We start from the raw sequence: 14,381 nt of genomic DNA, 5'->3' as shown, positions 1-14,381 counted from the left end.
TCAGCTCACCACCCGGCGCGCCGCCGCCACGATTCCGGCCGGCTGGGGGAGTGCCGCCTCCTCCAGCCGACGGGCGTACGGGATGGGGACCTCCGCGCTGCACACCCGCTCGACGGGCGCGTCGAGTTCGAAGAACGCCTGCTCGCAGATGCGCGACTCGATCTCGGCGGACAGACTGCCGCTGCGCCAGCCCTCGTCGACTACGACGGCCCGGTGGGTCCGCCGGACCGAGCCGACGAACGTGGCGTCGTCCAGGGGCCGTAGCGTGCGCAGGTCGACGACCTCCGCGCTGATCCCCTCGCCCGCCAGTTCCTCCGCGGCTTCGAGGGCCTTGGACACGCAACCGCCGTACGCGACGACCGTGACGTCGGTGCCCTCGCGGCGGACTGCCGCGCGGTCCAGGTCGACACTTCGGACCGATGGATCCAGAATTCCGGCGGCGTTGTAGAGGCTCCCGTGCTCGAAGAGCAGCACCGGGTCGGGGTCGACCAGCGCGGCCGACAGCACGTGGCGGGCGTCGTCGATCGTAGCCGGCGCCAGGACACGGAGGCCGGGGATGTGCGCGTACCAGCCTTCGAGGCTGTGGGAGTGCTGGGCGGCCAACTGCCGCCCCGCGCCCGTCGTCATCCGGATCACCAGCGGCACGCCGAGCTGCCCGCCGGACATGTGTCGCAGAGTGGCGGCGTTGTTGAGGATCTGGTCGAGGGCCAGCAGGCTGAAGTTGACCGTCATGATCTCCACGACCGGCCGCAGCCCGGCCAGCGCGGCGCCGATCCCGGCTCCGACGAACGCGGACTCCGAAAGAGGCGTGTCCCGGATTCGCTCCGGGCCGAACTCCTCCAGGAGACCGAGGCTCACCCCGAAGCAGCCGCCGTAGCGGCCCACGTCCTCGCCCATCAGGAAGACCCGGTCGTCCGAGGTCAGGGCCTCGCGCAGAGCCTCGCGCAGGGCCTCCCGGTACGTGGTGGAGCCGTCGTCGGGATGCGCCCGCGGTCGCGTACGCGTGCTCATGCCAGAGCCTCCTCGTGTCGGCCGGTGACATGCAACAGCAGATCCTCGGCCGGCTCCTCGGGGGCCTGTTCGGCCGCCCGGACGGCGTCGTCGATCTCCTCGGCGACCTGGTGCTCCAAGTCCTCCAGCGTGGCGGCGTCGAGGAGTCCAGCCGTACGCATGCCGTCGGCGAGGCCGGTGACGGGGTCGTGCCGCTTCCACTCCTCGACCTCGTCCTTCGGCCGGTACCGGTCCGGGTCGTACATCGAGTGCGCTCGGAATCGATACGTCCGCATCTCCAGGAAGTGCGGTCCGCTGCCGGCGCGCATGGACTCGACCGCCCCGCGCGCCGCCTTCTCCACGGCGTGCACGTCCATGCCGTCGACGGCCCAGGCAGCCATGCCGTACGACGCCGCCCGCATCGCCAGGTCCGTCTGGGCGTGTTCGCGGGCGAGGGCCGTCCCCATCGCGTACAGGTTGTTCTCGCAGACGAAGAGCACGGGCAGCCCCCAGAGCGCCGCCAGATTGGCGGTCTCGTGGAACTCGCCCTCGGCGAAGGCCCCGTCACCGAAGAAGCAGCAGGTGACCCTCGGCTCGCCGCGCAACCGGTCGGCGAGCGCCAGGCCCGCCGCGAGCGGCAGCCCGCCGCCCACGATCGCGTTGCCGCCGTAGAAGCGGCGATCGGCGTCGAAGAGGTGCATGGACCCGCCGCGGCCGTGGCTGCACCCGGTGGTCTTCCCGTACATCTCCGCCATCACGGCCCCGGGCGGGATCCCGCGGGCCAGGGCGTGGCCGTGTTCGCGGTACGTGGAGACGACCGCGTCCCGCTCGTCGAGAGCCTGGTGGACGCCGACCGCCACCGCCTCCTCGCCGATGTAGAGGTGGACGAAGCCCCGGATCGCCGCTGCGCTGTACAGCTCGACGCACCGCTCCTCGAACCGCCGGATGAGCAGCATCCGCCGCAGCAGGTCCAGGTCGTGGGCCGCCGCAGGTGTGCGGGAGGGTGCCGCGGATCCATGTGCGCGACGGGGGTGCTTCGTCTTCGGTGTTCCGGCGGACGTACCGCCGTGTGCGGTGGCCATCACGGTTCCTTCCCGGAGAGCTCGGCCGTCGCGGCCGGTCCGGGTGTCTCCAGCGTCGACACGTCGCCCTCGGGCAGGCCGAGTTCGCGAGCCCGCAGCAGGCGGCGCATCACCTTTCCGCTGCGGGTATGGGGCAGGTCCTCGACGAACTCGATCTCCCGGGGGGCGACGGCCGGGCCCAGGCGCCGGCGGGCGAACGCCAGGACATCGCGCCGCAGTTCGGTGTCGGGCGGATACTCGGGGCGCGGCAGCACGAACGCCTTGACGATCGCGCCGGCCAGCGGGTCAGGGCGTCCGATGACACCGGCTTCGGCGACGGCCGGATGCTCCATGAGCGCGCTCTCCACCTCGAACGGCCCGATGAGGTGCCCCGCGGACTTGATGACGTCGTCGGCGCGGCCCACGAACCAGTACCAGCCGCCGGTGTCGCGGCTGACGAGGTCGCCGGTCAGGTACCAGCCGTCGGCGAAGCACGCCTCGTATCGGCGCGGCTCGTGCAGGTAGGCCCGGAACATCGACGGCCAGCCCGCCCGCAGGGCGAGCTCGCCCTGGGCACCCGGTTCCCGGAGGACGTGGACCCGCCCGCCGGTGATCGCGGCCCGGCCGTCCTCGCCGCACGCCAGGACGGCGGCCTCGACGCCGGGAATCGGTCGGCCCATCGAACCGGGCCGCACGGGATCGGCCGGGAAGTTGGCGATCATGATGGCACCGGTCTCGGTCTGCCACCAGGTGTCGTGGACGGGTAGCCCGAGCGCCTCCCGGCCCCAGTGCACGGCCTCGGGGTTCAGTGGCTCTCCGACGCTCGCGACGAACCGGAGCGACGAGAGGTCGTGCCGCGCGGCGGGCGTCGGCTCGCCGCCGCGTGGTGCGGCCCGCATGAGCATGCGCAGGGCGGTGGGCGCCGTGTACCAGACGGTGACGTGCTGGTCGGCGAGGATTCCGTACCAGCGCTTCGGGGCGAAGTCCCCTTCGTCGACGACGGTCGTCACCCCGTGGGTGAGCGGGGCGATGATGCCGTACGACATGCCGGTGACCCAGCCGGGGTCGGCGGTGCACCAGAAGACGTCGCCCTCGTGCAGGTCCAGGGCGTAGGCGGCGGTGACGTGATGGGCGACGACCGCCTCGTGCACGTGTACCGCGCCCTTGGGGGTGCCTGTCGTGCCGCTGGTGAAGTGCAGCAGCGCCGGCTCCGCCGGATCGGTCGGTCCCACTGTGTACGCGTCCGGCGCGGCGGCCGTGAGAGCGGGGAAGGAGAGGGTGTCCGGGGGCGGGTCGGTCCCGGGGTCGAGAAGCAGGACGTGCCGCAGGTGCGGAAGACGGGACCGTACGGGGGCCACCTTGCGTTCGTACAGCTCGCGGGTCGTGACCAGCGCCCGGGCGTTGCCCAGCTCCAAGCGCAGTGCGACGGGTTCGGGCCCGAAGGCGCTGAACAGGGGACACACGACTCGGCTGGCCCGCAGCGTTCCGAGGACGGTGCTGTACAGCTCGAACCGGCGGCCGAGGAGGGTGAACACCCGCTCGCCGCGTTCCAGGCCGAGCGTCTCCAGAACGTGCGCGAAGCGGGAGCTCTCGGCTGCGAGCCCGGCGAAGCTGACCGTCTGGACGGATCCGTCGCGGGCGATGCAGCGCAACGCAACCTGTTCGCCGTGGCCCTCGCGCAGGTGCCGGTCGACCGCCTCGTACCCGATGTTGATGCCGCCGTCCGGCAGCCCGGCGAGCCGGGACCGCTCCCGTCGCCAAGAGAAGACGGCCCGGGCGCTGTCGTAGTCGGGCATGACCGGTGCGACCCACAGGGCGTTCATCGCGGTGGCTCCACGTCGAGCGCGAGGTTGTCGTAGGCGTACTCGATCGATTCGTGCAGGGCGACGACTCCGTCGACCGAACGGCAGAGCCGCACGATCACGCGGATGTCGGCCCGCTCGGCGACCCGGCCCGTCAGCCTGACGACTCCGTCGTCGACGGTCACGCGGATCGTATCGGGGGCCAGGCGCAGCGTGTCGGCCAGGACGTCGTGCTCGATCTCGTCACGGATCGCGGTGTCACTGCGCAGGAAGGGCCGCAGCAGGTCGCTTCGGCTGATGATCCCGACGAGTCGACCGGTCTCGTCGGTCACGGGCAGTCTCTTCACAGCCTTGCGCTGCATCGTCCGGGCCGTCTCGACGAGATTCCAGTTCGCCTGTGCCGTGACGGCCGGCGAGGTCATCAGCTGGGCGGCGGTCTCCGCATCGGGCAGCCCGCGCTCCTGGGACAGCAGCCGGACGCCCGCCCAACGGCCCTCCAGGTCGGGGAGCTCGGCGGTGGCCCGCAGCAGGTCGGCCTCCGAGACCACACCGAGCAGGCGGCGGTCGTCGGCGACGACCGGGACCGCCGAGACATCGTGTTCGGCGAAGAGCCGGGCGATCTCCTTGAACGGGGTCTCTGGGGCTGCGGTGACCACGTCGTGGGTCATGACCTCGAAAACCGTGCGGTGCTGCATGACGGTCCTCCTTCACGGGACGCGGCCGCCCCAGTTCTCACTCTGCTGCGCGAAGCCCACCCGGGGCAGTGCCGAATGGTCCCCTTCGGGGACTTTCGGCCCCTATGGCGACCGGCCGGCCGGGACGCACGGTGGAGAAGGCGAGAGAGCCCGTCTCGGGAGGACCGCGGCCGGGCGCTCGTGCCGGGAGGCGAGAACCATGACCGCGACCGGAGCACGACAAGGCCAGGAGAAGCCCCGCGCCGGGTTGTGGGCTCGCGTCGGTGACCGGCTGATCGTGGGTGGTGCCACGGTCGGGGACGAGGGGCGTGACGGTGAGATCGTCGGGCTCCACCATCCGGACGGCACTCCGCCCTTCGATGTCCGATGGTCGGACACGGGCCGGGTCACCGAGGTGTTTCCGGGCCCGGACGCGCGCGTCCAGCACTTTCCGCCACACGGCACGAGAGAGGCCGGACCCGTGAAGGCGGCTACGCGGTCGTGAACTCCGCCGTCGCAGCCACCACGCCAGGCACCGACCGGGTCAGGCGCAGGGCCAGATCCGCCGGAACGGACTGTGGCAGGCGTCCGGCGAGCGTCACCGCGCCGTTCTCGACCCGTACGGTCAGTGCCGCGTCACCTTCGGGGATCAGGTGCGTGAGGAGCTCGTGGCGTACGTCCTCGGCGAGCTCGGCGTCGGAGCGAAGGTAGATCTTGAGCAGGTCGCCCCGGCTGACGACACCGACCGGGCGGCCGTCCTCGTCCACCACGGGAAGTCGCTTGAGGTGGCCATGCGCCATCAGCCGCGCGGCCCCGGCGATCGTGGCATCGCGCGGAATGGTGACGGCCGGAGCCGACATCAGGCTGCCCGCTGTCACCGATCCCGCGTCGTCCCGGGCCTCTCCCGGAACCTTGCCGAGTACGTCCGCCTCGGACACCACGCCGACCACTCGTCCCTGGGCCGACAGCACGGGGACTGCGCTCACGCCCCAGCGCCGCATGGACCGGACGATCTCCTTGACCGGTGCGTCGAGCCTGGCGGAGACCACCGCATGGGTCATCACGTCGTCGACGGTACGTGGGTGCTTCATGACCGGCCTCCGGTGTTCCGGCGCCCAAAGTCCTGTTGCTGCGAGGGTGTCGACTTCGGGCGGCTGACGACAAGGGCCGAAAGGGGCACGTCGGGACCCGGGCAGCACTGGCACGGACCGTCTGCCGATGCTTTCCTGAAAGTGAGGAGGGGGCCCGAGTGACGCGGGGAAGCGGCTTCGAGCCGCGCACCGCGCGATCAGGATCCGCGAGAAGCGGTTGGCCCCTCCTCCCGTCGTGTCTCCGCGTCGCCGCCACATCTGGTCCGGGCGGGCCGCGCCCGGGACCGACCGGCCCTATTCGGTCACTCCCGCCCGGTGCGAGCGTGGCAGCAGACCACCTCACGACCCGGAAGGCGGTGGGCACGATGGAATCGCCCCTGGTGGTAGGAGTCGACGGGTCCGACGCCAGTCTCACGGCCTTGGACTGGGCCGTCGACGAAGCGGTACGGCACGGGCTTCCCCTGCGCATCGTCCATGCCTCCCTGTGGGAACGCTACGAAGGAGTCGTGCTGGCCTGGACCACGGACCGACCCTCGGGCCAGGTCCTCGCAGAGAACATCGTCGGCACGGCGGCCGAACGCGCCCGGCGCCGGGCACCCGACCTCCCCGTCACCACGGACGTCCTCGCCGAGGACGCGTCCACCGCGCTGCTCGGGGAGGGCCGGGAGGGCACGATCCTCGTCGTCGGATCCCGCGGGCGCGGCGAACTCGCCGACCTTCTGCTCGGATCCGTCGGCCTCGTCGTGGCAGCCCGGGCCCACTGCCCGGTCGTCGTCGTACGGGGGCACCGGCAAGCCCTCGAAGCACGCCACGGGCGTGTCCTGCTCGGCATCGGAGAGTACGACGTCGACTCGCCGGCCGTGCGCTTCGCCTTCCGCGAGGCAGCCGTCCGGGACGCGGAACTCGACGTCGTCCGCACCTGGCAACGGCCGGCCCATGAACCGGCCGACCACCTGCTGATGAGGCGCGCCGGGGCGGCCTACTTCACGGAAGGGTCCTCCGAACCGCTCGACAAGGCCCTTGAGGCCGCGGCGTCCGAACATCCCCAGGTGCGCCTGCGCAGGAGCACGGTCGAGGGCTCCGCCCACAAGGTACTGACCGAGCGCTCCACCGCCGCCGACCTGCTGGTCGTCGGCGCCAGGCGCCGGGACGCGCTCGTCGGCCTGGAGCTCGGCAGGGTCGCCCACCGCGCCCTGCACCACGCCTCGTGTCCGGTCGCCGTCGTACCCCAGCGGCGCCCCGTGACCACGGAAGGAGACCAGTGATGAACACGCCCGGTGAGCCGCACTCCTCGCACGCCACGAGCGACCTCGGCCGCCGCGTCGCGTCCAGGCGCACCCGGCTCGGCCTGTCCTGGGAGGACGTGGCCGAACGGGCCGGCTCGACGCCCGGCTACATCGCCTACGTGGAGGAGCAGGTGGCCACCCCAGGGATCGAGTTCCTGGTCCGGCTTGCGAACGCTCTGGAGACCACTGTCCAGGAGCTCACCGGGTACACGGCGGACCTCGCGCCAGGAGGAGCCCGCGCCGGGTACCGGGCACGGATGGAGGAGATCGGCGAGGCCGAGTGCTGGGAGCTGCTCGACGGCCACGGCGTCGGCCGGGTCGCTGTCGAAGGACGGGACGGGCTGACGGTGTTCCCCGTGAACTACCAGGTCGTCGACGGGGACATCGTCTTCATGACCGCTGCGGACTCGACCCTCGCGCGCGCCTCGACGTCCGGCGCGGAGGTCGCCTTCGAGGAGGACCACCTGGACGAAGCTTTCAGCCAGGGCTGGAGCGTGCTCCTTGTCGGTACGGCACGCACGGTGTTGGAGGAGACCGAGGTGCGGAGGATCAAGGATGCTGTCCACTCGGTGCCGTGGGCGGGGGACGGGCGGGACACCGTGGTGACGCTTTCACCGCGCCGAGTGACCGGACGGCGCATCCAGGTGTCGGGCGCGCCCGGCGCGCCGTGAGGTTCTGCTGACCGAGGGACCCTCCCGTACGTGGCATGGGTTCCGGCCCGTCAGTTCCCCTGGAGCATCTCGCGCATGTCGGTGATCTCGGCGGTCTGGGTCTTGATGATCCGGTCGGCGAGGTCCTTGGCGGGGCCGTATGCGCCGTGCTGCTTCTCGGCCTCGGCCATGTCGATGGCGCCTTCGTGGTGTTCGATCATCATGGTCAGGAACATGGTGTCGAAGGTGCGGCCGGAGGCGCGGTCGAGGTCCGTCATCTGCCGGTCGCTCATCATGCCTGGCATGGTGCCGTTCGGGTCGCCCCCGCCGGGGTCGTGCATGTCGTGCATGCCTTCGGGGACTTCCTCACCCCATGCCTTGAGCCAGCCGGTCATGGTCCGGATCTCCGGTTCCTGCGCCTTCTCGATCTGTTCGGCGAGGTCCTTCACATCCGGGGTGCCTGCGTGGCTGCGGGCCATCTGGGACATGACGACGGCCTGGCGGTGGTGGGGGATCATCTGCTGGGCGAAGGCGACGTCCGCCGCGTTGTGGGCGCCGGACTGGGCGGTGGCCGGTACCTCCGCGGAAGTGGCGGGCGAGGTACTGGCTGGGGGACTGGTGTCGTTGCTGTCGCAGCCGGCGAGGACGAGGCCGACGGTGAGTGCGGCCGCGGCGGTGAGGGCGGCGAGTCGGCGGGTGGACGTGCGGGTGGGGTCCATGGTGTGCCTCCAGCGGTGCGGCCGTACCGAGGTCCACGGGCGACCGCGGTCATACGCCGCTGATAGGGGGCCTTATCGAGACGGCCGCGGCAATCACGGCCTCCTTCTTCCCTCTCATCGTCTCGCCGGCCGGCGAGACGATGAGAGGGGCCGAACGGGTCCGTTCTGCGGGGCCGGTCAGGCCCTGCCCGGCCGAGGTGGCCGACGTGGATGCGGCGCGGGAGGCTGGAACAACCGGTGTGCGAGGAGAGGCGAGTGCCATGTCTGTCGCGGATGTGATCGTCGTCGTGGTTGCCGTCGGCCTCATCGCCGTGCTGGGCCGGTATTTCTTCGGCCCGCGCAAGGCCGGCACGGTTCGCGTGGAGGACGGGGTGCAGCGGGTCGACGTGACCGTGCGGGGCGGCTACAGCCCGAACCTGATCAAGGTCCGCCAGGGCACACCGGTCGAGCTCGTCTTCGACCGGCAGGAGGCCGGCGAATGCACTTCCCGCGTCGTCTTCCCCGATCTCAGGGTCGGGGCCGGCCTGCCCGCCCACACCCGCACGACCGTGCGGCTGAGCCCTGACCGGCCCGGCACCTACGGGTTCGCCTGCGGCATGAACATGATCCACGGGACCCTCGTCGTCGAACCCGCCGACGGCGGAGCACCGGAACCGGGCACGGTGTCAGGCGGAGAAGCGGCGCCGAGTGCGGGGGAGACGTCGGCCGAGGACGCGGAGGCGGCCGACATCGCCGAGCGCCAGGAGGAAATCAAGGACCTGACCCGCCGCGTCGTCGTGGGCGCAGTACTCACCGCACCGGTCCTCTTCGCTGTCATGGCGCACGAGCTGTTCGGCGCCGACTGGGTGCCCGGCTGGATGCTGAACCACTGGTTCCAGCTCGCACTGATCACGCCGGTGATGCTCTACACCGGCTGGCCCGTGCACTCCACCGGCTGGCTGGCCCTGCGCCACCGGTCGGCGGACATGAACTCCCTGATCACCCTGGGCACGAGCGCCGCCTTCGGATTCAGCCTGCTCGTCACCCTCGCTCCGGGGCTGCTCCCCGAGGACGTGCGGGAGGTGTACTTCGAAGCGGTCGGCGTCATCCTGACCCTGATAATGCTGGGCCGTCTTCTGGAGGCCCGGGCCAAGGCCGGCACGGGCGAGGCCATCCGCGCTCTGATCGGCCTGCAGGCCCGCACCGCGCGCGTCCTGCGGGACGGCACTGAGACCGAGATACCCGTCGAAGAGGTAGTCGTCGGGGACGAGGTCGTCATCCGCCCCGGGGAGAAGATTCCCGTCGACGCCGACGTCCTGTCGGGCTCGTCCGCCGTGGATGAGTCGATGGTGACGGGCGAGCCGATGCCGGTCACGAAGCACGCGGGCGACGGTGTCATCGGTGCCACCGTCAACACCACCGGTTCCTTGCGGGTGCGCGCGGCCAAGGTTGGCGCGGACACCACGCTCGCGCAGATCATCCGGTTGGTGCAGCAGGCCCAGGCGTCCAAGGCGCCGATCCAGCGTCTTGCCGACGCGATCTCCGCCTACTTCGTCCCGGCGGTCATCGCCATCGCGATCGCGACGTTCGCTCTCTGGTACACGATCGGACCCGCACCGGCGCTCACCCTGGCCCTGGTCTCCGCCGTCGCCGTCCTGATCATCGCCTGTCCTTGCGCCCTTGGCCTGGCCACCCCGCTCTCGGTCATGGTCGGCACCGGCAAGGGCGCGCAGGCGGGCATCCTCATCCGCTCCGCCGAAGCCCTGGAGACCGCCCACAAACTCGACACCGTCGTGCTCGACAAGACTGGCACGGTCACCATCGGCAAGCCGGTCCTCACCGACATCCGCCCCGCCGCGGGAGTCGACGAAGCCGAGCTGCTGCGGCTGGTCGCCGCCGCCGAGGCCGACAGCGAGCATCCCCTTGCCCAGGCCATCGTCTCCGGCGCCCGCGACCGTGGCCTTCAGCCGCCGACCGCGACCGGCTTCGACTCCGTCACCGGCAAGGGCGTCCACGCCAGGGCCGACGGCCACACCATCATGGTCGGCACCACCCGCCTCCTCCACGACACCGGCGTCGACACCTCCCCTCTCGACGCCGTCGCCGCGAGCCTCGCGGCCGAGGGCAAGACACCCGTCCTCGCCGCGGTCGACGGCCACCCCGCAGGGGTGCTCGCCGTCGCCGACACCGTCAAGAACGACTCCGCCCAGGCCATCGCGGCCTTGCGACAGCTGGACGCCGAGGTCGTCATGCTCACCGGCGACAACGCCCGCACCGCCGCCGCCATCGCCGCTCAGGTCGGCATTCCCCGGGTCCTGGCCGAGGTACTGCCCGAGCACAAGACCGATGAGATCCGCCGACTCCAGGCCGAGGGCCGGACCGTCGCCATGGTCGGCGACGGCATCAACGACGCCCCTGCTCTCGCCCAATCCGACGTCGGACTCGCCATCGGCACCGGCACCGACGTCGCCATCGAATCCGCCGACATCACCCTCATCTCCGGCTCCCTCGCCGGAGTCGTCACCGCCATCCGCCTCTCGAAGGCGACCATGCGCAACATCAAGCAGAACCTGTTCTTCGCCCTCGTCTACAACGCCGTCGGCATCCCTCTCGCCGCCGGCGCCCTCTACCCCCTGTGGGGCATCCGCCTGAGCCCGATCATCGCCGCGGCCGCCATGGCCCTGTCATCCCTGTCCGTCGTCACCAACGCCTCCCGCCTGCGCCGCTGGCACCCCGCACCGCTGCCGGTAGGGGGCGACGCACCGACGCGCCCCGAAGTCGAGACCGCCACCGACACCACGCGGCCCAGGGTCGGCCCGGACGGACGCGAGATGACCGTCGACCCCGTGTGCGGCATGGAAGTCGACCCCACGACCGCACCCGAACATCGGGACGGCCCCGCAGGCCCACTGCACTTTTGCTCCACTCAGTGCGCCACCGCCTACGATGCCGCTCCCGACCGTTACACGCCTTCCATCAGCCGCCGCCATCTGTAGAGCGTCGAGCGAGACGGTGTCCACCCGTGCGCAGTCCAAGGCCGAGTGGCCACCATCCGCTCACGTCAAGGGGACGACGGCGACCGGCGCGGGGCTGTGGTGGATGACCGCGTGAGCGACATGGCCCAGATGCGGGCCGAGGGGGACGCTCCGACTCCGGCGTCCCACGATGACCAGTTGCGCGGTCTGTGACGCCTCGACCAGCTGGTACGCGGGCGAGCCCACCACCGACTTGGCCTCCACTTCCACCCCCGCGTAACGCTTCCGCCACGGCTCCAGCGGAGCGTCCAGCCCCTCGAGGAGATGGCTGCCGAGCTCCTCGCCGATCCCCGGGTCCACGATGGCCGCGTAGCCGTACGAGGCGGGAAGCGTCCAGCTGTGGAGGAACCGCAGCGGCGTGCCTTTCCGGGCGGCTTCGGAGAAGGAGAATGCGAGCAGGGCTTCGCACGGGTGGTGGATGTCGACGCCCACCACGATGCCGCCTTCGGGAGCTTCCCGGTCGTCCGTCGCGCGTACGAGGACGACCGGCTGTCGGGCCGCGCCGACGACGGCAAGGGAGACCGAGCCGACGGTGAAGCCGCGGACGCCGCCGAGTCCGCGTGAACCGAGGACCGTCAGATCCGCCTCGTTCGCGGCGGCCGTCAGTTCCTCGGCTGCCCGGCCATGCGCATGCTCCGTGATGACCTCGAGGCCGGGATGGTTCTTCCGCGCTCGATTCGTCTCCTCTCGCATCAACCTCTCGGTCTGCTCGCCGTGGGCGAGTGTGCGGGCGTACGCCATGGGTACTTCCGGCATGCTCGGCCATTCCTCCACGTGCACCAGCCTGAGGGGCACTTCGCGCAGCACCGCTTGCGTCGCGGCCCAACGGGCGGCGGCGAGGCTTTCAGCAGAGCCGTCCAGACCTACGGTGACCTGGGCTGTCATGGCGTGCCTCCCTCGTCGAGCCTCTCCGCCCCGCCCCGACTCCGGATCGGACAGGACATCTCACCTTTCAGGTTGGTGCCCCGTCGCTTCCGGCAGCAGGGCCGGGCAGGCCTCGATCGGGGCCGAACGGCCCATCCCGAGGAGTCCCACCACGATGTCAGTGTGGGAGATGTCGCCCCTCGGGACGCGCTTCCGAGCCTCGGGTGTACCCCGGAGGAGGAGCCATGACCAGCGAGACCCCCGCCCGACCGGAGCTCGGCAACGTCGTCGTGGGAGTCGACGGGTCCCCCTCCGCGCGCACGGCCGTGCTGTGGGCCGCTGACGAGGCGGACCGACGGGGGCGGTCCCTGCATCTCGTGCACGCCGCCGACACCGACCGTCGGGCCATCTTCTCCAATGCCGAGACGATCCAGGCGGTACGCGAAGCGGGTCGCGACCTGCTGACCGAGACCGCGAACGCGGTCCGTGACCTCTTTCCGGACCTTGCCGTCACGAAGGAGCTGGGCCGTCAGGAGCCGGTCGCCGGTCTCCGGGCGGCCGCCGGGAACAGAGGCACGATCGTGGTGGGCAGCCGGGGGCTCGGCGGCTTCTCCGCGCTCATGCTCGGATCCGTCGGTCTGGGCGTGGCGGCCCGCGCCGAAGTGCCCGTGATCGTGGTCCGTGGTGCCGGTGACCGGCCGGCGTCGGGCTCGGTGACAGCGGCCGTGCACGGTGCTTCGGATCTGGGCTGGCTGCTTGTCGCGGCCGCCGAGGCCGACGCCCGTAAGGCGGCGTTGCGGCTGGTGAGCGTCTGGAACGTGCTCACCCATGTCGGCAGCGTCGCGACCATGCTGGACGACCTCGACGAGATCGCGCGGCAGCGCGTGCACGAGATCAAGTCGCTCGCCGACCTCGCGCAGGAGTTCTACCCCACCCTGACCGTCGGCCATCACGTCGAGACGGGCACCAGCACGCCCGGGATCCTGGTGGAGGCGAGTGCCCACACCGATCTGCTGGTGATGGGAAGACAACACCGCGCCCTGGGCGCCGGCCCGTCCCTGGGCCGCGTCGCCCACGTCCTGCTCCACCACGCCCACTGCCCGGTGGAGATCGTCCCACCTGCCTTCGCCACCCGGGTCGAGGAGACGTGAACGAGATGGTGCTCGGGGTCGACCCCCGGGAGCAGTCGGTCCCCGCTCTCGTCTGGGCCGCCGACGAGGCCGTACGAAGAGGGCTGGTGCTCCGGCTGGTCGTCGCCGTACCGCCTGCCCACGACGGGCTCAGGTACGACGCGATCGCCCGCCAGAGCGCCCTGTGTATCCGTGCGGAGTCGGCGATCGCCAACGCGGAGGACCTCGTCCGGGAACTGCACGACGGTCTGCGGATCGCGACGGAACGCGTGAACGGTGTGCCGGCGACCGTGTTGCGCGACATGGCGCAGCACGCCGCACTCGTCGTCGTGGGCTCTCGCCGTCTCGGCAGGCCGGCCGAGATGTTCAGCGAGAGCTCCGTGGTCGTCCCGCTCACGGCGCGGGCGGACTGTCCCGTCGTCGTGGTCCGCGCACCTGAGCACACCGCCGTGCATCCACCGACCGTCGTCGTCGGCGTGGACGGAAGCGCCTCCTCACAGGCCGCGGTCGCCTTCGCCGTCGAGGAGGCGAGCCTCCGCGAGGCACGGCTGCGGGCGGTCTGGGTCTGGCCCCGTTCCGTCCTCGCTCACGACGACGGTGAAGGGGGCCTGGCCGAGCGGCGTCGGCTGCTCGCCGAGTCGGTGGCGGGCTGGACGGAGAGGTATCCGGATGTCGCCATCTCCCAAGAGGTCCTGCGGGGGCACCCGGTCGAACAACTCGCCCTGGCGTCCCAGGAATCCCTCTCTTTGGTGGTCGGTCGCCGAGGCCGTGGCGGCTACTCCGGCATGCGGTTGGGTTCGACGGTTCACGGCCTGCTGCACCGTGCCCCGTGTCCGTTGATCACTGTCCCCCTCCCGCAACGCGAGCGCCGGACCGCCGACCCGGCATGGGCCGACCGGTCCCGTTCCGGTACGACCGACCGTCCCGGGCCCACTGCCCCGCTCGGCACTGGGGCGCGACCACCTCCACGCGGGACGGTGGGGCGAGAGGACGCCCCCGGTCCGTCGGAGGGTTCTGCGGAGAGATGAGCATCATGCAGCGCATCCTGATCAGCCCCCGGCCCCAGCATCCCCGCAGGCCCGCCCCCCTCGACCTGCGTA

Annotated in this window: 13 protein-coding genes; 6 read left to right on the top strand and 7 right to left on the bottom strand. The window is 71.3% G+C overall.

Annotation, left to right across the window (positions count from 1 at the left end; all coding sequences use genetic code 11):
- The 4 genes from OG259_RS04490 to OG259_RS04475 are packed head-to-tail and all read right to left on the bottom strand — an operon-like array spanning position 1 to position 4,548.
- On the bottom strand, positions 1 to 1,011 hold the full coding sequence (locus tag OG259_RS04490) for an alpha-ketoacid dehydrogenase subunit beta (RefSeq protein ID WP_328940986.1): 1,011 nt from the start codon (positions 1,009 to 1,011) through the stop codon (positions 1 to 3).
- Positions 1,008 to 2,072 carry a pyruvate dehydrogenase (acetyl-transferring) E1 component subunit alpha gene (gene pdhA, locus OG259_RS04485; protein WP_328940985.1) on the bottom strand — a complete coding sequence of 355 codons (1,065 nt, stop codon included), beginning with the start codon at positions 2,070 to 2,072 and terminating at the stop codon, positions 1,008 to 1,010. Before pdhA ends, OG259_RS04490 begins: the two co-directional genes overlap by 4 nt.
- Positions 2,072 to 3,874, bottom strand: coding sequence for an acetate--CoA ligase (acsA, locus tag OG259_RS04480; protein ID WP_328940984.1), 1,803 nt, complete (start codon positions 3,872 to 3,874; stop codon positions 2,072 to 2,074). The genes pdhA and acsA overlap by 1 nt, the downstream gene beginning before the upstream one ends.
- Positions 3,871 to 4,548, bottom strand: a complete 678-nt coding sequence (locus OG259_RS04475) for a CBS domain-containing protein (protein ID WP_328940983.1) — start codon at positions 4,546 to 4,548, stop codon at positions 3,871 to 3,873. The genes acsA and OG259_RS04475 overlap by 4 nt, the downstream gene beginning before the upstream one ends.
- Between OG259_RS04475 and OG259_RS41740 the strand changes: the two genes are divergently transcribed.
- Complete coding sequence (locus OG259_RS41740) at positions 4,520 to 5,032, top strand: DUF1918 domain-containing protein (RefSeq protein WP_443051912.1); 513 nt, start codon at positions 4,520 to 4,522, stop codon at positions 5,030 to 5,032. The genes OG259_RS04475 and OG259_RS41740 overlap by 29 nt on opposite strands.
- On the opposite strand, the gene OG259_RS04465 is transcribed toward OG259_RS41740, so the two are convergent.
- Entirely contained in the window at positions 5,019 to 5,618 is a 600-nt protein-coding gene (locus OG259_RS04465; RefSeq protein ID WP_328940982.1) for a CBS domain-containing protein, read from the bottom strand. The genes OG259_RS41740 and OG259_RS04465 overlap by 14 nt on opposite strands.
- Before the next feature lie 365 nt (positions 5,619 to 5,983).
- Between OG259_RS04465 and OG259_RS04460 the strand changes: the two genes are divergently transcribed.
- A complete protein-coding gene (locus OG259_RS04460) occupies positions 5,984 to 6,883 on the top strand; it encodes a universal stress protein (protein ID WP_328946991.1) in 900 nt (299 codons plus the stop codon).
- Positions 6,883 to 7,575 carry a helix-turn-helix domain-containing protein gene (locus OG259_RS04455; protein WP_328940981.1) on the top strand — a complete coding sequence of 231 codons (693 nt, stop codon included), beginning with the start codon at positions 6,883 to 6,885 and terminating at the stop codon, positions 7,573 to 7,575. Before OG259_RS04460 ends, OG259_RS04455 begins: the two co-directional genes overlap by 1 nt.
- A gap of 50 nt (positions 7,576 to 7,625) precedes the next feature.
- On the opposite strand, the gene OG259_RS04450 is transcribed toward OG259_RS04455, so the two are convergent.
- Complete coding sequence (locus OG259_RS04450; RefSeq protein ID WP_328940980.1) at positions 7,626 to 8,273, bottom strand: DUF305 domain-containing protein; 648 nt, start codon at positions 8,271 to 8,273, stop codon at positions 7,626 to 7,628.
- 260 nt (positions 8,274 to 8,533) lie between these two features.
- On the opposite strand from OG259_RS04450, the gene OG259_RS04445 reads away from it, so the two are divergent.
- Positions 8,534 to 11,248, top strand: coding sequence for a heavy metal translocating P-type ATPase (locus OG259_RS04445; RefSeq protein WP_328940979.1), 2,715 nt, complete (start codon positions 8,534 to 8,536; stop codon positions 11,246 to 11,248).
- Between the two features lie 60 nt (positions 11,249 to 11,308).
- On the opposite strand, the gene OG259_RS04440 is transcribed toward OG259_RS04445, so the two are convergent.
- Positions 11,309 to 12,172, bottom strand: a complete 864-nt coding sequence (locus OG259_RS04440; protein WP_328940978.1) for a universal stress protein — start codon at positions 12,170 to 12,172, stop codon at positions 11,309 to 11,311.
- Positions 12,173 to 12,396: 224 nt separating this feature from the next.
- Here OG259_RS04440 and OG259_RS04435 point away from each other — a divergent pair, with 224 nt between their 5' ends.
- Entirely contained in the window at positions 12,397 to 13,302 is a 906-nt protein-coding gene (locus OG259_RS04435) for a universal stress protein (RefSeq protein WP_328940977.1), read from the top strand.
- A gap of 5 nt (positions 13,303 to 13,307) precedes the next feature.
- On the top strand, positions 13,308 to 14,309 hold the full coding sequence (locus tag OG259_RS04430) for a universal stress protein (RefSeq protein ID WP_328946990.1): 1,002 nt from the start codon (positions 13,308 to 13,310) through the stop codon (positions 14,307 to 14,309).
- The last annotated feature ends 72 nt before the right edge of the window (positions 14,310 to 14,381 follow it).

The sequence above is a fragment of the Streptomyces sp. NBC_00250 genome (assembly GCF_036192275.1).
Classification (GTDB): domain Bacteria; phylum Actinomycetota; class Actinomycetes; order Streptomycetales; family Streptomycetaceae; genus Streptomyces.
The sequence above is the reverse complement of the archived record's forward strand: the minus strand, read 5'-3'. Positions and strand labels throughout refer to the sequence as shown.